We start from the raw sequence: 20,973 nt of genomic DNA, 5'->3' as shown, positions 1-20,973 counted from the left end.
TCTGTTCATCAAACGTGCTGCGCGGGGAAGGTCAACGAGAGTGGAAAATGAACGCTCGAACCGGACACGGCGGCCTCGCCGGTGCCCGTCCGGAGAGCGTTCATCAAACCCTCGTCAGGCGAACGCCCCGATGCCGAGCCGGTCAACCCGCGGTGACTTCCTGCCGTTTGCCCGGCCACGCCCCTACAGTGCCGGTCATGTCTGCTGACTTGCATGAAAGCGCAGTGGTGGCCGACGTGCATAACGACCTGCTGGTGGCGGTGGTGGCCCGCCCGCCCGGTGGGCGTCCTTCTCTAGGGAGCGGTGGCTGCCACAGCTCCGTGCGGGCGGACTCGATGTCAACGTCTCAGTCCAATGGCAACGCGCATCCTCCGGAGACTGGATGATCTAGGCAGCAGACGTCAGCCACCCCACCTGAGGAGACCCGTGACCAGAAACGACACCGAAAAGCAAGTGTGGGATCCTTTCGGCACGCTTCGCCGGGTTCTCTGGATCGGCGGCGGGCAATGGGCCGGCAAGTCCACCGTCGCCCGGCTGCTGGCTTTCCGATACGGGCTGACCGCCTACCACTACGACTACCACGATGCCCGCGGCCACAACGACCGCCGGATCGCTCGCCGCGTCCAGCTCGGCCAATCTCCTGCCGACCCGGACCCCGACCAGGTCTGGGTGAACACCACCCCAGAGGACATGGCCGCCGAAACGCTGGCCGGCTTTCCGGTCCGGTTCGAATGGGCCTTGGACGACCTGCGCTGCCTGGTCTCCGGGCGTCCCATAATCGCCGAAGGCTGGGGGCTCCGCCCCGAGTTGGTCGCCCCGATCATCGACTCCCCCCGGCAGATGGTCGTCATGGTGCCCACCCAGGCTTTCCGCGACCACCAGCTCCACAAACTCCCACGAGCCGCCACCATCGGCCATGACGTCAGCGACCCCGAACGAGCCAAACGCAACCGGCTAGAGCGAGACCGCCTCGTCGCCGACGACGCCGTCCACTCCGCAAAACGCCTCGGCATCCGCGTGATCGAGGTCGACGGATCCCATGACGCCACAGCCATCGCCGACATCGTCGCCGACCACTTCAGCCCCTACCTACCACCACCAGAGGACCACAGCGCCTGATCGGCACGGGCAATCAGGCAGTCGTCATACCCGACTGTGCCGTAAAGCGTCTCCCCCGACTTCCGCACCGCATGGCCGGGACCGGCGCGACGGTGTTCTGGCGCGTGGGGAAGCCGATTGATCAGCGATGGGTCGCGATGAGGCGTCGCAGTGCGGCGTGGGCGGGAGGGCCCCACGTCGCCTTGCCGCCTGGGCGGCCGTGGACGCCGGCGTCTCCGATGAGGATGCCGCTGAGGGCGCGTGCCACCGCCCATCCACGGGCGCGGCGCAGGGTCGCGGCGTCCGGGGTCGGCTGGTAGGCGGCATGGAAGCGGTCGGTGGCGCCGTCCGGCAGCAGAATCCACGCGGCGGCCAGGTCGCAGGCCGGGTCGCCCGCGAAGAGGTCGCCGAAGTCGATCACACCGCAGATGGTGCCGTCCGCGGTGAGGACGTTGGCTGGATGCAGGTCACCGTGGAGCCATAGTGCCGGGCCGTCCCAGCCGGGCGCGGCGGCGGCGTCTTCCCAGACCGCGCGGACGGCGTCCGGGGCGGAGATGAGCCCCAGCTCGGTGGCCGTGGCGAGCTGCTTGGCGAACCCCTCGGAATAGTCGGCCAGTGGTCCTCCGCGGTCCCGACCGGCGGGCGCCTGCTCGGGGGCGGGCTGGTGAAGTGCCGTCAGGAAGGCGGCCAGGGCGGTGGCCGCCTCCGCGGCGCGCGTGACGGGGGTGCGGTCGGCAGGCGCGCCCGGCACCCAGGTGGTGACGATCCAGGGGCGCGGAAACAGAGCGGAGGGCTCGCCGAGACGTTGCGGGACGGGCACCGGCAGCGGAAGGCGTGGGGCGAGGGCGGGCAGCCAGGTGTACTCCTTGCGCAGCAGCGCGTCCGCAGACTGCGTCGCCCAGGGCAACCGGACGGCGAGGTCGTCACCGAGCCGCCACAGCTGGTTGTCCCAGCCACGCGCGCCGAGTCGCACAGGGTGATCGGCCAGGTCGGGGTGCTGATCGCGCAGCAGATCCCGCACCAGCTCCGCGGTGATCTCGATCTCGGCATGCGTCATGCGGAGCAACAGTAGCCGCAATGCCGTTGGGCCAAGCCCTCTCGCCAGGGTGCCGACGAACGTGCAGCCGCGTCCTTGCGGTACGGGACTGAGGACGTGAAGCTCGGCTTCGACGGCCTGGAGAGAGCGGCAGTCGCCAAGAAGCTAGGTGAGATCTGATCGAAAGGCCGAAGCGCGTCCTCAATTCTGCCTTGGGGCCGATCGCCTGAATGATCAATGTGGCCGGGCACGGGGCAAGGAGCGCGCGCACCGCTTGCGCATGCGGTGGCATGTAGGTGCGGTAGCCACGCGGAATACGTTCGGCACCCGGAAGGATCCCGGCCGCCTTGAGTTGCTGACCGCCTGCGGTTTCTGAGCCACGAAGGATCCGCTGTGACCATCTACGGACTGCTGATCTTCGACCGGGCCGAGAAGCTCTACTTCGCCGAGCCGTGGGGATCCACACCGTGGCCTCGATGCTGCGCGACGACGCCGGCACCATCGTGCTGATCGCCGAGGACGGGACGACAGACCGTGCCCCGCGCGCCATACCAACCAGCCTGAGACGACCACCGTCTTGAGGCTTTCGTCCAACTGTTCAGCCAATACCCACCGATAATGCGCTTCGCCGGGTTCGACGGCCCGCTGGAGATCACCGCCGCCGCAAGCCCCCGACAGGCCCTCACCGCACTGCACGGCTACCTGACGGCCTGCGTGGACACGGACCTGCTCCCCTACACCACGGAAACCCTCGACCGCCCGCTCGGCGCCGACGACTGGTCGACCAATCTCGCGACGATGACGGACCAGTGTCCAGGTGGCAACCGGACGTCGTCGGCTTACGTGGCAATGGCGTCCGGGGCACACAGTGGCGTAGCGCTCTGTCGGTACGCGGGCTGAAGGCATAGCGGCCAAGCATGTTGATGTGGGCGCCGGTGGAAGACCGGGACGGTCGAGACCGTCCAAACGCCCCCAACCCGGCGAGCACTATTTGACATCTGCCTCGACGCCGCAGCCGGCTCACCACACCGACGAACTCCTGACCGAACCCGACAGCCCGTCCGATAGTCATTGTCCATCGAGCCGCTGCCAGCGGCACCTCCTGAGGCCGCGCCCACCTGGTCGTCCAGAAGCACCTCGGCTCGGACTCGGCGCTCGGCGAAAGCGAAATGGTGAGTTGGCTCCATGGAAAGTGGGTCCAGGCGTCCGTACCGCATGGGTGCCCGCGCCGCGGCCATGGAGGTCACGCGCAGGCGCTGTTCATCACCTGCTCCGACTCACGGTCATCCCGTCGCTGATCTGCCGCGCCCAGCCCGGCGAACTGTTCGAGCTGCGGACGAGACGTCGCCATTGCTGCAATGACGAAAAGGAAGGAAATCATGCCGATCCTGCCAACCAAGCGTGATCCCCGACTGATTACCGTGCGCCGCGGTGGAACATTGACAGACGAGCACCACAGGCTGCTCGCGGAGTGGGCCGTCCTCTGCGCCGAACACGTCCTGCACCTTTTCAAGCAGGAGCAGCCGCACGACACCCGCCCGTCGGACGCTATCGAAATCGCTCGTGCCTGGATCCGCGGCGAGGTGCGCATGCGTGATGCGCACCAGGCCGCCTTCACGGCGAATGCCGCCGCCCGTGGACTGCCCGCCCCGGCGAAGTTCGCCGCTCTTGCGGCCGGGCAAGCAGTGGCGGTGGCCCACGTCGCAGCCCACGACCTGGGAGCTGCGGCATATGCGATCAGGGCAGTCGTTGCTGCCGCTGCCGCCAGTGAGGCTGAGGCGGCACGCATCCGAGAACGGGACTGGCAGCGAGCAAGAATTCCCGCGGAGATTCGAGAGCTGGTCCTTGATGACCAGCGACGTCGAAGCGCGATCTGCTGGAACGTCTTCGACGGCTGACCTCTGACATGCGTCGTCTCCCCACTACGACCATGGCAGACCACTGGGGGCGTACCAGGCCGACAACGAAACGCCGGCCTGCGGATCTTGCGGTGCATGTACGAGTGCGGGGTGTTCCAGACGCTGCGGGGAGAAGCTGCGGTGCAAGGAAGTCTGGGTGGTCGGGGCCGAACGGTGGCGCAACCCGGACGACCTGCCCAAAGACTGTGAGGAACGGCGGGTCGAGGACTACGCCAAACTCCGCCAGCCACTGGACCCGCAGGTGTTCATCCACGACATGCGCGCCGAACTCGACCATGAGCCATCTGAGCTGAACGACGGGCTGGGCGGCAAGGGGCTGCGCTGCCTGAAGGTCTCCGGCCGGAAGACCGGCGCGATCCAGCTCACTCCCTTGGACGCGGCGCACCGAGCCGATCAATTGGCGTCGGCTCAAGGCCGCTAGGCGGGCTCGCTGGGGCGTGGTCCTGCTGATGGACATGCTCGGTGAGACCGCGATGCGCATCGGCTGCCTGCGGGCCCTCCCCCGTCGGGGTGCACAACCACCTCGACCTGCAGGCTTTGTCCGGGCGGCTGCTGCTGGTCATCTACGCCTGCGGCATCAGTCGGCGCTCGGCTACATCAACACGCTGATGATCCAAGACGCCCTTGCCCTCCCCCAATGGCAGGGCATGCTCGCTGACGCCGGCCAGCGCGGCCGCACGCCCGTCTTCGACACCAAACCCACGCCGCTGCCCGCGGCCACACCCGCCACGTCCTCGGCCGTGGCGGCGACCGCATCTGCCTCCTGCCACGTCCACCAGCGGCCCTGCGGACGCCTCCCCGCCACGACGGTGGCCGCCACGGCGATGCCGCAGATACCGCACCACCTCCACCACCACGGTCACCGCCACCGCCAACCCCAGCCCATCGCCACACCGCATGCGCAGTGGGCCGTACAGCAGCAGGAGCCGTTCGCGCTTGTCGGGCCTCGCGGTGCTGCTCGACCAGGCGGCGCAGGCGGCGGAAGAAGCGCTCGCCGAGCAGCAGTCCGCCGGGCACCATGACCCCGTACGGGGAGATCCAGCTCAACCTTGACAAGCGCTTGGCCCGCAGCGCCATCGACACGCCTCAGCCGCCAGCTGACTCGCAGGGAACGATTCCCGATTCTTGCCCCGCAGCCGGGCGGCGCTCGCCGGTGGATGCGGAAGGGGTTCCGGCCGTCGCGGACGAACCCGTCTGCGCAGGCGGAGGCTGGCGGTTCCTTGATCCGCGCGGGCATAGGATCGGCGGCATGACGACGCGGCTTGTCCAGATTCATATGAAGGCTCGGGATGACTCGGCGCTCGGCCGGTTCTGGGCGGAGGCGCTCGGCTGGGGTGTTTCCAGCGAGGCACCCGGCGTGACCAACCTCGAGCCCGTGGGCTTCGTCTATCCCGACCCAGCCGCCGTCTGCATCGACATCGTCGCCGACCCGAAGCCCAAGACGGTGAAGAACCGCGTGCACGTCGACCTCGCCACCACCTCCGCGGCCCATCAGGCGGACCTGGTCGCGCGCCTGAAGGATCTCGGTGCGACACCCGTCGACGTGGGGCAGGGCGACGTCCCGTGGACGGTCCTCGCCGACCCGGAGGGCAACGAGTTCTGTGTGCTGGAGCCTCGATCGAATTACCGGGACACCGGGCCGATCGCCGTGGTGGTGGTCGACTGCGTGGATCCGCGAGCCATGGCCCGGTTCTGGGGCGAGGCGATGGACTGGACCTTGCACGAGGTGACCGACGAGCATGCGCTGCTGCGCTCCGCCAAGGGTGTCGGCCCGTATTTGGAGTTCTTCCGCACGCCCGACGTGAAGACCGTGAGGAACCGCGTCCATCTCGACCTGCGGCCGTACCCCGGTGACGACCAAGCGGCGGAGGCAGACAGGCTGCGAGCTCTCGGCGCCACCGACATCGACATCGGCCAGGGCGACGTCCCGTGGACCGTCCTCGCCGACCCGGAGGGCAACGAGTTCTGCGTCCTCACCCCGCTCTGACGCGGAGCCTTGCCGAACCTCACCGTGGACAACAGCGACGGCTACCGGCCGGGCCTCGACGACAGCATCGCCTACGCCACTGAGGGGTTCCGGTAGCGCTGACGAAGTCTCGGTCGGAAAACCGCTTGGCCTTCCTTCCGCGTTCCCGTAGGTTGCCTGCGGCCCCGTCGCAGTGCGGACAGAGGACAAGACCGCGTGACCCCGCCTGCCCTTTAGACCTGACACCTTCTTCCGCTCACCTTCAAGCCGACCCTCCCGTCGGCTCTGCCGGGCTGCCCTTTGTGCGCCCGGTCATACAGCGTTTGAGGCCGCGCGCAATCGGCCTCGTGTCAGGTCTAGAGGGCTCATGTCTTCACAACCTCATACCGTGCCGCCCTGGATCGTTCGTCGGACCAGGCTGCCTCTGCTGTCGTTGCGGTGCGTGGACTGCCGTTCGGAGTCGGCCACCACCGGCGAGGGCAGGTTCCGCGTCAACGCCAACGGCAAGCTGCTGGACGTGTGGCTGCTGGTCCGCTGCGTATCCTGCGATCGGACGAGCAAGCTCACCGTCCACGAGCGAGCGCCGGTCAGATCCTTCGATCCGGCCGAGATCCACGGCTACCGCGTCAACGATCCGGAACTGGTGGCGTCCAGGCTGGTGGATCCGCTGCTCGCCCGACGCAACCGCTTCACCCTGGACTGGACGGGGGCCTGGCGGCTGGACACCCCGTCGGCATGGCTCGACGAGGCGTGGCCGGTCCAGGTGGAGGTCGTCTTCGACGATCCGGTACCGGTCCGCCCGGATCGGCTCATCGCGCAAGGGCTCGGCCTCAGCAGGAACGAGGTACTGCGCCGCATCAAGTGCGACATTCCGCTGCGCCGTCCGACCAGCGCCGGATTCACCTTCACCGTGATGGCCAGGGACTAGCGGGGATGTAGCGCGCGATCCCTTAAGCATCCGCGCGAAATACGTCCCGTTCGGGGGCGGCTCCGGCCCCATGGAGTCGCCCCCGGACGGGCACGGTGTGCACGGAGCGGGCCATCAGAGGCAGATAGCCGGGCGCTTGGGACGATCATGTAGGCCATGCCCTCACAGCAAGCAAGGGTGAGGCCGCGCGCAGGCTTGGTCGCAGGCTGCAGCAACTCCTGAACGCCAGACCGCTGACGCGACACTGCACCAGACGTGACCGGCCTGGCGCTCCGCCCGCCTCGGCCATCTTCACCGGCTCCACGATGCACCGCAGACGGCAAGCCACGTACGTAATAACGGATCACGTACACGAGACCCGCACAATCACGGCCGACCAGCGGATCCGCCCTCAAGGCCGGTGTGCGACTCGGGCACGTCATCCGGTACATCGCAGCCCATGTGCAGGTTGATGGTGGGTTCGTCCAGCATGTACAGGACGCCGGTGCGGTGCAGGCCACTCCCTCGACAGCGCCGACACGACCGGCGTGGGGCCGGCGCTGTCGAGGATCTCGGCGGTGTAGCGGCCGGCGTACTCGACCGCCAGCTCGCGGCGCGAGCGCTTGCCGACCCTGGCGGTCGTCCTCGGCGGACTCGAGCCGACGCAGCTCGGTGGCTGGGGCGAGCTGGGGGTGGTGCTCGTAGGCGATCCGGGCATGGGCGAGGGCCGCCTGTAGCCGGAGTGAGTTCGCCCAGGCGTACTCGGGGCCGCGGACGCCCCGGCGCTGGCGGATGTCGAGTAGCAGGCGGACGCCCGTGTGCCGCAGTCGTTGGCAGGAAGGACTCGCCGTCGAAGCCGTGGACGACGATTGTCACCATTCTGAGCACCGGAATCACCCGCCTGCCTGCTACTCGTGCCGGTGCACCGGCAGCCCTACCAGAGGCGCCGAGGTCGCATCACGCGACGGCGGTCCCCTCGAGCTCGACCATCAGGGTGGGAATCGCCAGCCGTGTCACCCCGAGCATCGTGGTGGTCGGCGCCACCCCGGCGGCACCCAACCGCGACGCCAGCACGCCGTAGTGCTGGAAAAGCAGATCGACGTCGGTGGTGTAGACGTTCAGCCGTACGAGGTTCGCGAGGGTCATGCCGGCCTCGTCGAGGACGGCCTCCAGGTTGTCGAGGCTCAGCGCGAGCTGTGCCGCCATGTCACCGGCATGCTGGGGTTGGCCTTCGCCGTTCATCGCGGTCTGCCCGGAGCAGTACAGGGTCCGGGTGTTCCCGGAGACGATCTCGCCCTGGTTGAATCCCATCTCCATCGACCACGTCACCGGGTTGACTGCCGTTCGCTGCATTGCCACATCAGCTCCATTCGATTCGTCGGGAGTACGTACGTCCATCGGCTCGGTAGCCGTCATCTGTGACGTCGCGTTGACGAGCCTCCCAGCGAATCACGACATCCTGTGTCGTGTATCTCGCTAGAGTTTTTGTATGCGCGCCGACCGGTTGGTCTCGCTGGTGCTGCTGCTGCGTCAGCGCGGTCGGCTGACTGCGGCGACGCTGGCCAGCGAGCTGGGGGTATCCACCCGCACCGTGCTGCGCGACATCGAGGCGCTGTCCGCGGCCGGCGTCCCGGTCTACGCCGAACGCGGTCGGCATGGCGGTTTCGCGTTGTTGCCCGGTTTCCGGACCGAGCTCACCGGACTGAACCACGACGAGGCCCTTGCCTTGCTGGCCGCCGGAACGGGGCGCGGCGAGCAGGTTTTCGGCCTCGGCTCGGCGCTCGCTTCGGCCTTGCGCAAGGTGGTGGACGCGCTGCCCGAAGGCCATCGGGGCACCGCAAGCGACGCGGCCCAGCGATTGCTCATCGACCCGGAGACCGACCTGCTCTCACGCCGGCTGATCACCGAGGAGGTGCCCGACACGACAATGATCGAGGTCCGGCGCGCGGTGCTCGCCGGACACAGGCTCCGCATCCACTACGCGGCCACGGGCCAGCCACCACAGTGGCGCACGGTGGACCCGATCGGCCTGGTCACCGTACGCGACCGGGCCTACCTGCTGGCCACGAGATCTGGCGCGGACCGCACCTACCGGCTGTCGCGGGTGCTGGCCGCCGAAGAACTCCCCGAACCGGCACAGCGACCGAACCGGGTCGATCTTGACCGGGTCTGGCGGGAACGCTGCGCGCAGTTTCTGTCCGACAGCGACCAGATCACCGTGCTGGTGCGGGTGAACCCGGCGCGGCGGGAGGAACTGCTGAACACCGCGCTGGCCGTCCGCGCCGAGGAACCCGACGCAGACGGCTGGCTGCGGCTGGAGGTGACCTTCCAGGATTCACGACACGCCGAATGGGCGCTGTGGCAGCTCAGCACGGACGCGGAAGCCCTGGCCCCGCAGTCGTTGCGCACCTCCCTGCGCAACCGCGCCGCCGCGATGGCCACCTGCTACGGAGTCTCATCCTGAGAGCCGTCAGCCGGTCAGATTGCTGGTGGGTCGGCCACCCAGGGATTGAGCACCTGGTGGTGCTGAACGGTGTCGCGATGGCGGTACGGGTGGGTGAGGGCGCTGCCGTCAGCGTCGCATCCGGACGGGCAGTGGTGCGGCCGGCGGACGGCGTCGGTGTTCAGGAACTGGCGGGCGACCAGGCTCCACCGCTCGCCGTAGTCGGGTTTGGTCACTTGCACGGTGATGAAGTGGCGGCCCATCACTACGGCCTGCTCTCGGGCTGGGCAGCCCAGGCGGTCGCCGCCGTGACGGAGCCGGTTAGCGGAGGCGGCGGCCGAGGTTGAGCCGGATGTCGCCGAGAGGGTGGGCAGCCCGTTCCCGTGGATCGGGTCGCGCCCCGCCAGCCGGTGCGCGCGGCCTGCTGAGCGCGCGTGCTGCTGTGGATGAGGCCGCGGCGCGGGAGTGGGGACGCGGGCAGGGCACGCGGGGACGGTAGGGCATGGCCGTCTGCGTCCGTCTCAACCAGGCGCAGATCAACCACCTGCTGCGCGGCAGGGGCGGCTCGTCCACGACCACATCACCATGCTGACGCGCCGCACCGAGGCCCGCGGCAAACGCAACATCCGCGTCCGGCCCGGCGCCACACGCGCCAGCATCACCTTCGGCAGTCAGCGCTCGCAGTGTCGAGTCGGAGACCGTTTGGTGCCGCGCTGTTCCGCCCCGGACAGCGTGGCGAGGTACGCGGAGCCCGCCCGGCCGATCGCCATCACGGTCGGCTGCGTCGTCGGCCGTAGGTTGCCCACCGGGTCCCCGCTTCCTCGTTATCGCAGAAAGCTATGCGAGTCGTCCCGCTGGCGGCGGGGTGTTCGTCCTGGCCCCTTGGCGGAGTATCGCAGAAGTTTGATGCTTTCGCGATGGGTCCCACGCTATCTGACCGCGATCGGAAGGAATTCCCCTATGTCGATACCTCCGCGACCGTGCGGCGAATTACGATTGTGCAGCCTGAATGCGCTGGTCGTAGCGCTGCTGGCACTCCTGGATCTCATCCGCGTGGGCGACTGTCCAGGCGTACAAATGACCGAACGGTTCGCGAAGGGATTCGCCGAGATCGGTGAGGGAGTACTCGACCCCGACCGGTGAGGTGGGCAGCACGCGCCGTTCGATCATCCCGTTGCGTTCCAGGCGGCGCAGGGTCTGCGTGAGGACCCGCTGTGTTACGCCTTCCAGGCGGCGCTTGATTTCGTTGAAGCGGCGGGGCCTGTCGAGGACGGCCATCACCATCATCGACCACTTGTCGGCGATCTGGTCGAGGATCGGGCGACTGGGGCAATCGGCCCGGTAGACAATGTCGATGCCGGTATTCGTGTCAGGAGCGGCCATGTCGGTATCCTCCATGATCCTTACGATGCCGAAAGTGCGTTATTGACGCCGGTCACCCGCCGTCCCAGGGTAGGTATACATCAGGAACTTAGGTGCCTGCCAGGCACGATCGGAGATACTCATGCACCACGACGCCTACGCGACCCTGCGAGTGAGCCGCGAGGCCGGCATCGTCCGCGTCACCCTCGACAACCCACCCGTCAACGTCCTGGACGTCGCCCTGATGGCCGACCTGCGTCACGTGCTGACCACACTGCGGGAGGACGAGTCGGCCCGTGTCATCGTTTTCGACAGCGCCGACCCGGAGTTCTTCATCGCTCATGTCGACATGTCCCTCGTCGACGCACCGGACGCCTTCGACGAACTCGCCGCCGACGCGCCCGAGGGTGTCAACGTCTTCCAAGCACTTGGGGAACTGCTCCGGCACCAACCCCAGGTGACCATCGTGAAGCTCGCCGGCAAGGCGCGCGGCGGAGGGGCGGAGTTCGTCGCGGCCGCGGACATGGCATTCGCGGCAATCGGCCGAGCCGGGATCGGCCAGATCGAGGCCCTCATGGGTATCGTCCCGGGAGGCGGAGGAACCCAGTACCTCGTCAGCCGGGTCGGTCGTCATCGCGCTTTGGAGGCGGTGCTCAGCGCCGATCTCTACGACGCGCAGACCGCCGAACGCTACGGATGGGTCAACCGGGCCGTCCCGGCCGATGAGCTTGACGACGTGGTCGACCGACTCGCCCGCAACATCGCCGCATTGCCTGAGGGCGTGGTCGCCGCGGCCAAACGCGCCATCGCCCCGGAAAACCTGGCCGGCGGTCTCCAGCGAGAACACGACGCCTGGGCGGGCCAGATCACCCTGCCCGCAGCCGAGCGGTTGATCCGAGGCGGACTCGCCCACGGCGCTCAGACCCGCGATGGCGAGCGCGATCTGGAGGGCCTGCTCCGCAAGCTGGCCGGCTGAGCAGCGGGTGATTGTCCCCATCAGCGTCAGTCAGGCGGCCAGGTCCAGGACGGTGAAGTCGACCCCCCTTTTTTTAGGACGGGGTTGAAGGCCTCGGGCTGGTGGGTGAGTTCGTCGGGGCGCAGGCGCCGACGCGGCTGATGTGGGCGTACAGGTAGGGCGGCAGTGCGGCGAACTGGTCGGCGGTGATGGTCCCCCCTTAGACGATCAGGCTGCGGATCACGTCCATGATGTCCAGGGCGTTGTGGAAGATGACCAGGTTGGCCGACAGGGTGTTGAGCTTGATCAGCTTCTCCTGCTCGGCCGGGTCGTTGTCGGCGAGCACGCGTTGTTGCCGAAGCTCAGCGACTGGCAGAAACCATTTTTCCCGCACCACAGAAGGCGGGCTCGTTGTGGCGCTCATCGGTCTCGTCCGGGTCAGCGCCGCCAAGCAGAAGCCCAGCGGCAGCACGACGCCCTGGCCCCGATCTGCCTGAAGGCCTTCGAGTAGAAGATCAGCGACAAGCTCGCCACCGAGGACCGGACCATTCGCACTGACGGAGGCGCTCATTCCGCACCTTCCCGACGGTGCGCGCGGCGTGGCATGCCGGGCGGGGCTTCCGGTGACTGGCGGCGACCCTCGTCAGTGCGGCACGTCGGTGCGGGGGGTCGACCGGGGAGGAGAACGGCGCGGCGGTGCGGCGCGCACGCCCGCCGCCGCGTCGACGCGCTCACACTGCGGGAACGGCAGGTGCTGGCGCTGGTGGGCGCCGGACTGTCCAACGCCGAACAGCGGCGCGGCACCGCGACCCGCTACTGCAAGACCGCCCGCTCCTAACAGGCCGCCGTTACCCCGGCCGCCCTGCTGATATGGCTATGACACTTTGACGACACGGACTGGAGGCGGCCCGCCGCCGTGGCCGGGTCGGCGGGCGCCGCCCTGTGGTCGACGACGACAAACGTGCCGCGATTCCCGTCCGCTGCGAGCGCGGAGCGTTCATCCGCACCATCGCCGCTGGAGTGAAGGTCTCAGTCGGCGCCGTCCACAAGACCCTGGCCGAAGTTCAGCGAGAGGACCGGGTCAGCTGGCCCGGCCGTCGTTGGCTGCGGGGAGGTCGAGTTGGTGTCGGTCGGTGTCCGGGTCGGCGGAGGTCGCTCCGCGTGGGTGGCGAGGGGGGCCGGCCAGGTGCTGGAAGTGGCTGTTGGCTTGCTGCGGCGGTGCGGTCGACGGCCGCCAGGTGTTGCAAAGCGGAGTGGCGGAGCTGGTGGAGCGTTCACCCCGCACTGTGGAGGCGAGGTCGTTGGGGCTTGACCTTGACACAGTGACAAGGTCTTCACTGAAGCCGAGGAGGTGGTCCCGCTGTCCATGCCGAAAGAGAACACGAACACGAACACGATGCGAGCTTTCCAGGAGCTGGAGAACAGCAGTTCGTCGGTGCGGCTGCAGGCAGCGATGGCTGTCGGCACGGCTCCTGACCCGCGGTTCATCGACAAACTGATCGAACGATGCGCGGTCGAGTCTGACTTTTTCGTACGCGACATGCTTACGTGGGCGCTTACCCGCCACTCGTCATCAATGACGGTCCCACGGCTCATCGATGAACTGCGCTCGCAGCGTGCGCAGGCACGAAGCCAGGCGTTGCACACGCTGTCCAAGATCGGGGACCGGCAGGCGTGGCCGGCGATCACACGGGCGCTTCTGACCGACGCCGACGACGAGGTGGCGCGGAGCGCGTGGCGAGCAGCGGTCGTGCTCGTGCCCGAAGGTGAAGAATCCGAGCTGGCCGCGGTGTTGGCGACACAGCTCGGGCGCGGCGAGCGTGAGACGCAGTTGAGCCTCAGCCGGGCGCTGATCGCGCTCGGTGAGGTGATCATGCCGACCCTGCGCGCTGCGATGACGGCCCTCGACCCTCGCGTGCGTCAGCACGCGATCGCCACGGAACATCTGTTGCGCAACCCGGATGCCGGATTCGAGTTCGCGATCGAGGAGGCGAAGCGCCTCGTAGCCCTCGGCACGACCGGCCAGGAGGACTGAGCAGTGTTGATCGGGGATGTGGCACGACGGTCCGGGGTCAGCGCCCGCATGCTCAGGCATTACGAGTCACTCGGCCTGGTGCGGCCAATGGGTCGTACCGAGGCCGGTTATCGGGAGTACTCCAGCGAGGACATCCGGCGAATCTTCCATATCGAAAGCCTGCGGTCATTGGGGCTGTCGCTGAGTGAAGTCGGGCGCGCGCTGGATGATCCCGACTTCAAGCCCGCCGAACTCGTCGACGACCTCATCCGCCAGACGCGAGAACGCATTGCGCGCGAGACGGAGCTGCTCACGCGACTCCGCCGGATCGATGCTGCGGAGCCCGCCGACTGGGAGGACGTCCTCCAGATCGTTGCACTCCTCCAGGCATTGGGGTCGGAGAGCGCTGGAAGGCGCCAGCGCGGCGCCTTGTCCTCAGCCGTGGAGGTTCCGGTGCCAGTGGAAGCTCTGGTCGAGGCAGCGTTGAGCGAGACGGACCCGAACGTCGCCGGAGCCCTTCGATGGGCCCTGGCGCGATCGGGCGATGACGGATTGGCACTGCTGGCGGAGGGCATCGGCTCACCAGTGGCGGAGGTGCGCAAACGCGCCGTCCAGTCCGTCGCCGAGATTCCGAGCGGCAAGGCGACCACACTGCTGCGGGACGCGCTCACCAACTCCGACATCGTGGTCCGCAGGTGTGCGGCTCTGGCGCTCGGGACACGTGGAGTGGCCGACGCGATCCCGACGCTCATCGACATGATCGTCGAGGACACGAACGACGCCGATGCGGCCGATGCGCTGAGCGCGCTGGCGAGTGATCCTGCGTTGGCGGAGCAGATCGCTACCAGGCTCGTTGACTGCCTCGCCCACAGCACTATTGGATCGTCTGCACGTCGACGGCTGACAGAGGCGCTCGCAGGTATCCCGGGAATCACGACGTCACGTGCTCTCGCAGATCTGTCACATGACGAAGACCGCGCCGTCGCGCTTACTGCCACCTACATTCTTGGGCTACGCAACGCACGATAAGAGATCTTTCCCGGGGCGCCGTGCGCGGGGGCATTGGCCGGTCACTGCCGGCAGGGCCACGACTGGTCGGCCCGATCGCCTCGATGTCGGCCAGCGACGCCGGCCGCTCCTTCAACTTCCCCAGCGACGCCGCCTTCGCCGTGTCCTTCAGCTGGTCGAACTCGCTGCGCCGACTGACCGGATCGACCACCGCCAGCCGGGCCAGCCGTGCCCGCGTGGCCCCATCCACCCGCCCGCTACGACCCACGTGTTCGCCTCGTGGCCGAGTCCTTGGCGGGTGAAAGCCATCTCCTCTGACGCAGGGCAGCTCACCTGGGAGGACTGACGGCGCAGCTCCGTCGACGGGGTGCTGCCTTGACGACACCAGCCTGTGACGGCGCAGCGTGTACGACACGCGTGGCTACATCAAGGTGACTACCAGCGAAGAGACGCCGACATGGTGTGAGGTAGGTCCCCGGGGGATCAACCGAGTCGTTCACGGGGGTTGGTAGTGAGAACCTCAGCTGTTTCCATCGGCGCCGTCATCGCTGTCGCGGCCGTGGGCTGCACGCAGCAGGAACCCGACAAGACCACGGCGGTGCCACCGGCCGCGTCGAAGTCCGCGGCCGCGCCCGCCGCGCAGACGGAGGAGGCCGTCAAACGAGCCGTGAAGGAGTTCACCAGCACCTACGCGTCCGGCGACTATGCGGGGGCGTGGGAGTGGTGGGACAGCGCCGCCAAGAAGGTTCTGCCGCAGGCCGAGTACGAGAAGGTGTTCGAGCTGTGCCCGTCTCCGGCGCAGGGCGTGCCGTTCACCGTTGAGGCGGCGCGGCTGTCGGCGGCACGGGACTCGGCGGTCGTTCGGGTGTCCCGCGCAACCTTCCAGTTCTCCTACCGGGTCGTCTACGAGGGCGGGCAGTGGCGGTTCAAACCGGACGCCCAGTCGCTGGCGGAGTACCGGCTCGGGTCGGCGGAGAAGATCGCCGCCAAGCGTCGCGCCGCTGGGAAGTGCGACAAAACGGGGTGACCGGTGCTGTGGCTACGCTCGACGCATGACCAGCGTGGACAGCGTCGAGCAAGCCACCCTGGGCGGCGCAGTCGAGCCCCCGGCCGGCGGTGTGGTCGGGGTCGGCGGCGTGCTGTCTTTGAGTGGTGTAGCCGCCGTCGACGGGCCGGGCGATGCCGGTGACGTGGCTGGCGCCGGGGCTGCACAGCCACAGCACGGCCTGGGCGATCTCGTCTGCGGTGCCGAGGCGGTCGATGGCCTGGCCTTTCTCGGCCTGGGCGCGGTCGGGTTCGCCGCCTTCGATCATGGTGTCGACCATGGGGCGGCGATGGTGCCGGGGCAGACGGCGTTGATGGCCCCGAACTCCTACAGCTACGGCAAGCCGCCATTCGGTCTGGCGAAGGCCTGAGTTCCGGTAGCCGTGACGGGCGGTGGCTCGACTGGTGCCGCGAGCTGCTTGCTTATGGATCCGGTACGGCCGTGCAGCTTCTGACGGGCCATCGGAAGCTGCACGGCCGTCTCGCCTGCTGTCTGGCCTGTGAGGTCAGCATGGAACGATCTCAGTGGGCGGTGAAGCCGCCGTCCACGGGCAGGGCGACGCCGATGACGAAGGCGGCGGCCGGGCTGCACAGCCACAGGACGGCGTTGGCGATCTCGTCGGCGGTGCCCAGGCGGCCGATGGGCTGCTGCTTCATGATTTCGGCCATGGCCTCGGCCTGGCCTTCGAGCATGTCGGCGACCATCGGGGTCTCGATGACGCCGGGGCACACGGCGTTGATGCGGATCCCCCTGGGGGCGTATTCAACCGCGGCACTTCGGGTCAGGCCGATCACGCCGTGCTTGGAGGCGTGGTACGCGGCGCGTTCGGGCAGGCCGACCAGGCCGCCGAGGGAGGAGCAGTTGACGATCGCGCCGGAACCCTGGGTGCGCATCTGCCGCAGTTCGTGCTTTTGGCACGTCCAGAGGCCGCGCAGGTTGACCGCGTTGACACGGTCGAAGTCCGCAGCCGTCTCGTCGGCGGCGTCGGCTGGCGGGGCCTGGATGCCGGCGCTGTTGTAGGCCATGTCCAGGCGTCCGAAGGTTTCCACGGTGCGGTCGACGGCGGCGGCGACCTGGTCTTCGTCGGTGACGTCGCAGACCAGGGCCAGGGCTTGGTGACCGGGGCCGCGTGGTCTCCAAGGGCGGCGCGATCGAGTACGTGCACTGGGCCACCGGCACCGCCCGGCTACTGCCCCGCCTTCTGCAGGGCCGCACGTCCGGGCCGGTGTTCCTGGCCGACCGGCGCGCCCCTGCCTCCGGCCGCCGCGCCCCTGCGGCCGCCGACGTCTGCCCGGTCACCGGCCGGGGCCGCCTCCTACCCGCACGCGGAGTACCTGTTCAAGACCGCCTCGGCCGCACTCGACCCGCACCCGGCCGGGTGGACGCTGCACCAGCTGTGGCACTCGGCGCTGACCCACCTGGCGGCCGCCGGACGGTCCGCCGCGGAGCTGCAGGCCAAGTCCCGCCACGCCCACCTGGGCAGCCTCGGGCACTACGTGCGCCTGGGCGAGGAAACCTCCGCCCGCATCACCGCCGAACACGACCCCGCGGCACGACGCCGTCCCCGCTGAGCACCCACACCACGCCCTCGTCACGCCTCACCCGGCACGCTCCGGTTCCCGGGGCAATTCCCAAGATCAATCTCAGCGCCAACGGCTGTCCGCAGGTTCCTCAACCCCGAAGCGGACCCTGGACGAGGCCGCACACGAACTCGGCGCCTGCGACCTGTACGCCGAACGGGTACGCCGCTACCGAGAGCACCGTCGAGAGTGGCACGAGTTCCTGGCCGGCGTCGGCTCGCTGGCCGTGGTGTTCGAGCAGATCATCGCCGCCCACGAGGCCGAACAGACCTTGATCGCCGCCAACCAGATCGCCGACGGCATCACCGAGGACGTCACCGAGGACGACGACCCCGAAGCCGCCGGACGCCAGGGCGTCTGCAGCGCACTTCCGCCCGTCCCCGCCCTGGGTACGGCACCGGCCACCGTGGCCACGGCGGCGATCACGGTGCCGACCACGGTGCCAGCGGTGAGCGCGCCGGCTCCCTGCTCCGGCGAGCCGCCGTCCATCCCCGCCCCTCGCCCCTCGCTGCCGGCCGACCAGGACGCCCTGCCAGCCGATCCCGGCCAGGTCCTGCTCGGCCCCGCCGGCGGAAACCAGGACGTCGGTGAGGACCAGGACGTCGGTGTGGACCAGGACGCCGACGATGAGCCCGATGAGACGCCCGTGCCACCGCCGGTCGATGCCGTGGTGACCACCCGGCATGACGCCACCCACGAGGCCGCCCCCGCACGCGGAGCCGCCCACGCCCGGGCCCTCCTGGTCGCCGCACGCCGCCGCCGATCCGGGGCATGAGGAACAACGGCGCGAGAGCGTGCGCTTAGCGCGTTACCGCAGATAACGGGGCCGCTTCACGTCGTCTCTGGCGGACAGTGCCGCAGCTCAGCGTGATCGGTGCTGCAGATAGGCCTGTGAGGAGGGCCGGACCGGATTTTGGCGGTAGACGTCAGCGAGTAGTGGGTGCGAGCCGGACCGGCGGCGGGTGAGGGATGGGTGGACGTGGACGGGCCCCGGGATCGGCCCGAAGAGGCCGCCCGCTGGAGGCTGGTCACCGATCTACGGATTGTCGTCGAGGCGATGGAGTGAGCCGGGACGGGACGGGCGTTTGACCTCAAGCTTGGTTGAGGTGGCAGGGTTGGGCCATGACCACACAGAACGACACGGTCCTTCTCTTCCGCAACACCATGCGCATCACCGACGGCCATCTGGAGAGCTTCCGCAGCGCCATCGCCCAGGCCGTGGATTTCGCACAGCAGCACGGGCCGCAACTGATGGTGCAGACCTTCGTGGACGAGGAGCGGATGCTCGCGCACAGCTTCCAGCTCTATCGGGACTCTGATGCGGTCCGCACGCACTGGAAGATCGCGGACCCGTACATCCAGGAGGTGATGAAACACTGCCGGGTGGAGCGCTTTGAGGTGTTCGGTGAGCCGGACGCCGACGTGGTGGCGGGCGTGCGCTCGGGGGTCGGCGAGCAGTGCTCACTCACGTTCTCCCCCCGTATCGCCGGCTTCGTCCGCTTTACTGCGGCGTCTCAGGACTGACCAGCGATCCGGCTTCGGGCAACGACGGGACAGCCGGTGGCGGTAGGAGCTGCCACCTGTGGTGATGCGATCCTCTGGCGCCTGACCGGAATGCGGTTCGGGCTGTGCCCGGTGACCGTACGGCCGTGCCGCAAGAAGTGCGCCGACGAGGCCGCGCAGCCGGTGTCTCCGGTAGGGGTGCCACCGGAATACGGCGGAAAGGGGCCGCGCCGGGGGTTGACCGGACAGAACGCGAACTCTGTCCGGTCCGCATAACTCCATCGTCACTGGTCAGCGCAGCGATGCCGCTGCGGGAGCCGATCCGGCCCCACGCCCGACGCGGCTGTCCACAATGGAGACGCTGGCGTTGAGGCCCGTGAGGAGGCTGGGTGCAGGATTTAGCGGTAGGAAGCTGATCTTCGTTTCGGTTCGGTGACGGGCCGGGTCTGCCCTGGTGAGGGCCCGTACGTTCCGGGGCCATGCCTTTCGAATTTCTCTCTGATGAGAAGGTCGCCCGCTATGGCCGGTTCCCGCAGGAGCCGTCGGTGGCCGAGCTGGAGCAGTTCTTCCGGCTGGATCGGGTCGCGCTGGAGCAGGTGGACAAGCGGCGGCGGCCGTCGACAAGGCTGGGCTGGGCGGTGCAGTGGGGCACGGTGCGGATGCTCGGGGTGTTCCTGACCGAGAAGCCCACGGCGGTTCCGGCCGGGGTGGTGAGGTTCGTCGGTGAGCAGCTCGGTGTCGATCCGGAGGAGTTCGCCGAGTACGGGCGGCGTGCGCAGACGGTGTACGAGCACGCGTGGGAGATCCGCGAGCTGCTGGGCTACCGCGACTTCGCCGACGGGGAGGCCGAGCTGCGTCGTTTTGTGGCGGCGCGGGTGTGGTCGACGACCGAGGGCCCGCGGGCGCTGTTCGACCGGGCTGTGGTCCACCTGGTGAAGGAGCGGGTGCTGCTGCCGGGCATCACGGTGCTGACGCGGCTGGTGGGCGAGGTGCGCCGGGCCGAGAACGCTCGGCTGTACGGGCTGCTGGCCGAGCGGACGCCGGCCGAGACCGCCGCGGTGCTGCGGGGCCTGCTGCAGGTGCCGGAGGACCGGCGGGTGTCGGAGCTGGAGCGGCTGCGGACCTCGCCGGTGAAGGCGTCGGGCCGGGAGCTGGACCGGGTCGCCGAGATCGGCGGGATCGGCGCGGGGCGGGTGGCGGTCGAGCCGGTGCCGGCGGTGAAGCTGGCGTCGCTGGCCCGGTACGGGATGGCGTCCAAGGCCCCGACGCTGCGGGACCTGGAGGAGCGGCGGCAGACGGCGACGCTGCTGGCCACGGTCCGGCATCTGGAGACCGCGTCGATCGACGACGCGCTGGACGTGCTGGATCTGCTGATCACCTCGAACCTGCTGGCCAAGGCGGAGCGGGCGGGCAAGGCCGAGCAACTGCGGACCCTACCCAAGCTGCGCAGCGCCGCCCAGCACGTCGCCTCGGCGATGGAGATCTTGATGAGCGCACCGCAGGCGACCGAGGACCGCCTGGTGTCGCTGGCGGAGGTGTGGAACGAGATCGAGCGGGTGGTGCCGCGCGAGAAGCTGTCGGCGGCGGTCGAGGTGATTGCGTCGTTCGTGCCCGAGAGCGACGATGACGCCGCGGCGGCGTGGCGGGACTCGCTGTTCATCCTGGACGCCATCCACACCGTCGACGGTGGCCCGCGGCCCGAGACGGTGGTGACCGACACCGCGTCCTACTCCGACACCGTGTTCGGGTTGTTCGCGATCTGCGGCTACCAGTTCTCCCCGCGCATCGCCGACCTGGGCGACACCCGCCTGTGGCGCACCAACACCCGCGCCACCTACGGGCCCCTGGACCATATGTCCCGCCACACCGTCCGCCTGGGTCGCACGGATCCGAGCGGTGGGCCTCCACTCAGGAGGCAGAGCCACGGCCTCGCGGGCTCCTCTCAGGCGCCGCTACTGGCACCTCATGACGAAGTCACTGACCCCTGGCGACGAATCCCCAGCTCAGGCATCTGACGAGTCGCACCGGCATCGGCTCAGAGCCAACTTTCGTCAACGGACATTGTCGTCAGTTAGGGCCTGGCGACTTTTCGAGGTTGTTGTTTTCTGGAAACAGAAATTCAAAAAATGTAGGGTGG

General features: G+C 68.6%; 25 protein-coding genes. 16 read left to right on the top strand and 9 right to left on the bottom strand.

The window, feature by feature from the left end:
- Positions 1–426 precede the first annotated feature (426 nt).
- Positions 427–1,119, top strand: a complete 693-nt coding sequence (locus ABZ801_RS33470) for a hypothetical protein (RefSeq protein ID WP_344945978.1) — start codon at positions 427–429, stop codon at positions 1,117–1,119.
- Positions 1,120–1,240: 121 nt separating this feature from the next.
- On the opposite strand, the gene ABZ801_RS33465 is transcribed toward ABZ801_RS33470, so the two are convergent.
- Positions 1,241–2,155, bottom strand: coding sequence for an aminoglycoside phosphotransferase family protein (locus ABZ801_RS33465; protein ID WP_360705654.1), 915 nt, complete (start codon positions 2,153–2,155; stop codon positions 1,241–1,243).
- 597 nt (positions 2,156–2,752) lie between these two features.
- On the opposite strand from ABZ801_RS33465, the gene ABZ801_RS33460 reads away from it, so the two are divergent.
- Positions 2,753–3,034 carry a hypothetical protein gene (locus ABZ801_RS33460; RefSeq protein ID WP_360705651.1) on the top strand — a complete coding sequence of 94 codons (282 nt, stop codon included), beginning with the start codon at positions 2,753–2,755 and terminating at the stop codon, positions 3,032–3,034.
- Positions 3,035–3,377: 343 nt separating this feature from the next.
- Here ABZ801_RS33460 and ABZ801_RS33455 read toward each other — a convergent pair whose 3' ends face one another.
- Complete coding sequence (locus tag ABZ801_RS33455; protein WP_344945983.1) at positions 3,378–3,515, bottom strand: hypothetical protein; 138 nt, start codon at positions 3,513–3,515, stop codon at positions 3,378–3,380.
- On the opposite strand from ABZ801_RS33455, the gene ABZ801_RS33450 reads away from it, so the two are divergent.
- From ABZ801_RS33450 to ABZ801_RS33435, 4 genes are all read left to right on the top strand, one after another.
- Positions 3,514–4,032, top strand: coding sequence for a putative immunity protein (locus tag ABZ801_RS33450; protein ID WP_360705648.1), 519 nt, complete (start codon positions 3,514–3,516; stop codon positions 4,030–4,032). The genes ABZ801_RS33455 and ABZ801_RS33450 overlap by 2 nt on opposite strands.
- A gap of 157 nt (positions 4,033–4,189) precedes the next feature.
- Positions 4,190–4,474, top strand: coding sequence for a hypothetical protein (locus ABZ801_RS33445; RefSeq protein ID WP_360705645.1), 285 nt, complete (start codon positions 4,190–4,192; stop codon positions 4,472–4,474).
- An 828-nt stretch (positions 4,475–5,302) separates the two neighbouring features.
- On the top strand, positions 5,303–6,040 hold the full coding sequence (locus ABZ801_RS33440; RefSeq protein WP_360705704.1) for a VOC family protein: 738 nt from the start codon (positions 5,303–5,305) through the stop codon (positions 6,038–6,040).
- 367 nt (positions 6,041–6,407) lie between these two features.
- On the top strand, positions 6,408–6,947 hold the full coding sequence (locus ABZ801_RS33435) for a DUF1062 domain-containing protein (RefSeq protein ID WP_360705642.1): 540 nt from the start codon (positions 6,408–6,410) through the stop codon (positions 6,945–6,947).
- Here the strand turns inward: ABZ801_RS33435 and ABZ801_RS33430 are convergent.
- The gene (locus ABZ801_RS33430; protein WP_360705701.1) at positions 6,944–7,753 is read right to left on the bottom strand and encodes a hypothetical protein; all 810 of its coding nucleotides are present in this window, start codon (positions 7,751–7,753) and stop codon (positions 6,944–6,946) included. The genes ABZ801_RS33435 and ABZ801_RS33430 overlap by 4 nt on opposite strands.
- A 130-nt stretch (positions 7,754–7,883) precedes the next feature.
- Positions 7,884–8,279, bottom strand: coding sequence for a RidA family protein (locus ABZ801_RS33425; RefSeq protein ID WP_360705639.1), 396 nt, complete (start codon positions 8,277–8,279; stop codon positions 7,884–7,886).
- 136 nt (positions 8,280–8,415) lie between these two features.
- Here ABZ801_RS33425 and ABZ801_RS33420 point away from each other — a divergent pair, with 136 nt between their 5' ends.
- Positions 8,416–9,390: a WYL domain-containing protein gene (locus ABZ801_RS33420; protein WP_360705636.1), complete on the top strand. Its 975-nt coding sequence runs from the start codon at positions 8,416–8,418 to the stop codon at positions 9,388–9,390.
- 14 nt (positions 9,391–9,404) lie between these two features.
- Here ABZ801_RS33420 and ABZ801_RS33415 read toward each other — a convergent pair whose 3' ends face one another.
- Positions 9,405–9,605, bottom strand: a complete 201-nt coding sequence (locus tag ABZ801_RS33415) for a hypothetical protein (RefSeq protein ID WP_360705634.1) — start codon at positions 9,603–9,605, stop codon at positions 9,405–9,407.
- A 754-nt stretch (positions 9,606–10,359) separates the two neighbouring features.
- On the bottom strand, positions 10,360–10,767 hold the full coding sequence (locus ABZ801_RS33410) for a helix-turn-helix domain-containing protein (RefSeq protein WP_360705631.1): 408 nt from the start codon (positions 10,765–10,767) through the stop codon (positions 10,360–10,362).
- Positions 10,768–10,873: 106 nt separating this feature from the next.
- Here ABZ801_RS33410 and ABZ801_RS33405 point away from each other — a divergent pair, with 106 nt between their 5' ends.
- A complete protein-coding gene (locus ABZ801_RS33405; protein ID WP_360705628.1) occupies positions 10,874–11,707 on the top strand; it encodes an enoyl-CoA hydratase/isomerase family protein in 834 nt (277 codons plus the stop codon).
- 199 nt (positions 11,708–11,906) lie between these two features.
- Here ABZ801_RS33405 and ABZ801_RS33400 read toward each other — a convergent pair whose 3' ends face one another.
- The gene (locus ABZ801_RS33400) at positions 11,907–12,257 is read right to left on the bottom strand and encodes a hypothetical protein (RefSeq protein ID WP_360705625.1); all 351 of its coding nucleotides are present in this window, start codon (positions 12,255–12,257) and stop codon (positions 11,907–11,909) included.
- A gap of 75 nt (positions 12,258–12,332) precedes the next feature.
- On the opposite strand from ABZ801_RS33400, the gene ABZ801_RS33395 reads away from it, so the two are divergent.
- The 4 genes from ABZ801_RS33395 (at position 12,333) to ABZ801_RS33380 (ending at position 15,735) form a co-directional block, all read left to right on the top strand.
- Complete coding sequence (locus ABZ801_RS33395) at positions 12,333–12,524, top strand: hypothetical protein (protein ID WP_360705622.1); 192 nt, start codon at positions 12,333–12,335, stop codon at positions 12,522–12,524.
- A 528-nt stretch (positions 12,525–13,052) separates the two neighbouring features.
- On the top strand, positions 13,053–13,721 hold the full coding sequence (locus tag ABZ801_RS33390; protein WP_360705619.1) for a HEAT repeat domain-containing protein: 669 nt from the start codon (positions 13,053–13,055) through the stop codon (positions 13,719–13,721).
- Between the two features lie 3 nt (positions 13,722–13,724).
- A complete protein-coding gene (locus ABZ801_RS33385) occupies positions 13,725–14,729 on the top strand; it encodes a HEAT repeat domain-containing protein (RefSeq protein WP_360705616.1) in 1,005 nt (334 codons plus the stop codon).
- A gap of 490 nt (positions 14,730–15,219) precedes the next feature.
- A complete protein-coding gene (locus ABZ801_RS33380) occupies positions 15,220–15,735 on the top strand; it encodes a hypothetical protein (RefSeq protein WP_360705613.1) in 516 nt (171 codons plus the stop codon).
- Here the strand turns inward: ABZ801_RS33380 and ABZ801_RS33375 are convergent.
- Together ABZ801_RS33375 and ABZ801_RS33370 are read right to left on the bottom strand one after the other, a co-directional pair.
- Entirely contained in the window at positions 15,635–16,021 is a 387-nt protein-coding gene (locus ABZ801_RS33375) for an SDR family oxidoreductase (protein ID WP_360705698.1), read from the bottom strand. The two genes, ABZ801_RS33380 and ABZ801_RS33375, sit on opposite strands and share 101 nt — an antisense overlap.
- 253 nt (positions 16,022–16,274) lie before the next feature.
- Positions 16,275–16,856, bottom strand: a complete 582-nt coding sequence (locus ABZ801_RS33370) for an SDR family oxidoreductase (RefSeq protein ID WP_360705695.1) — start codon at positions 16,854–16,856, stop codon at positions 16,275–16,277.
- Between the two features lie 12 nt (positions 16,857–16,868).
- Between ABZ801_RS33370 and ABZ801_RS33365 the strand changes: the two genes are divergently transcribed.
- The 4 genes from ABZ801_RS33365 to ABZ801_RS33350 all read left to right on the top strand — a co-directional run bounded on the left by ABZ801_RS33365 (position 16,869) and on the right by ABZ801_RS33350 (position 20,851).
- On the top strand, positions 16,869–17,324 hold the full coding sequence (locus tag ABZ801_RS33365; protein WP_360705611.1) for a hypothetical protein: 456 nt from the start codon (positions 16,869–16,871) through the stop codon (positions 17,322–17,324).
- A 235-nt stretch (positions 17,325–17,559) separates the two neighbouring features.
- Positions 17,560–18,108, top strand: a complete 549-nt coding sequence (locus ABZ801_RS33360) for a hypothetical protein (RefSeq protein ID WP_360705608.1) — start codon at positions 17,560–17,562, stop codon at positions 18,106–18,108.
- A gap of 347 nt (positions 18,109–18,455) precedes the next feature.
- Entirely contained in the window at positions 18,456–18,857 is a 402-nt protein-coding gene (locus ABZ801_RS33355; protein WP_360705605.1) for a hypothetical protein, read from the top strand.
- 458 nt (positions 18,858–19,315) lie between these two features.
- Positions 19,316–20,851 (top strand): DUF4158 domain-containing protein, encoded by a 1,536-nt coding sequence (locus tag ABZ801_RS33350; RefSeq protein ID WP_360705602.1) that lies wholly within the window; start codon positions 19,316–19,318, stop codon positions 20,849–20,851.
- Positions 20,852–20,973 lie beyond the last annotated feature (122 nt).

The organism is Actinomadura sp. NPDC047616 (assembly GCF_040642915.1).
Lineage (GTDB): Bacteria > Actinomycetota > Actinomycetes > Streptosporangiales > Streptosporangiaceae > Spirillospora > Spirillospora miaoliensis.
Note: the sequence above shows the minus strand (reverse complement) of the source record. Positions and strands in the feature narration are given on the sequence as shown.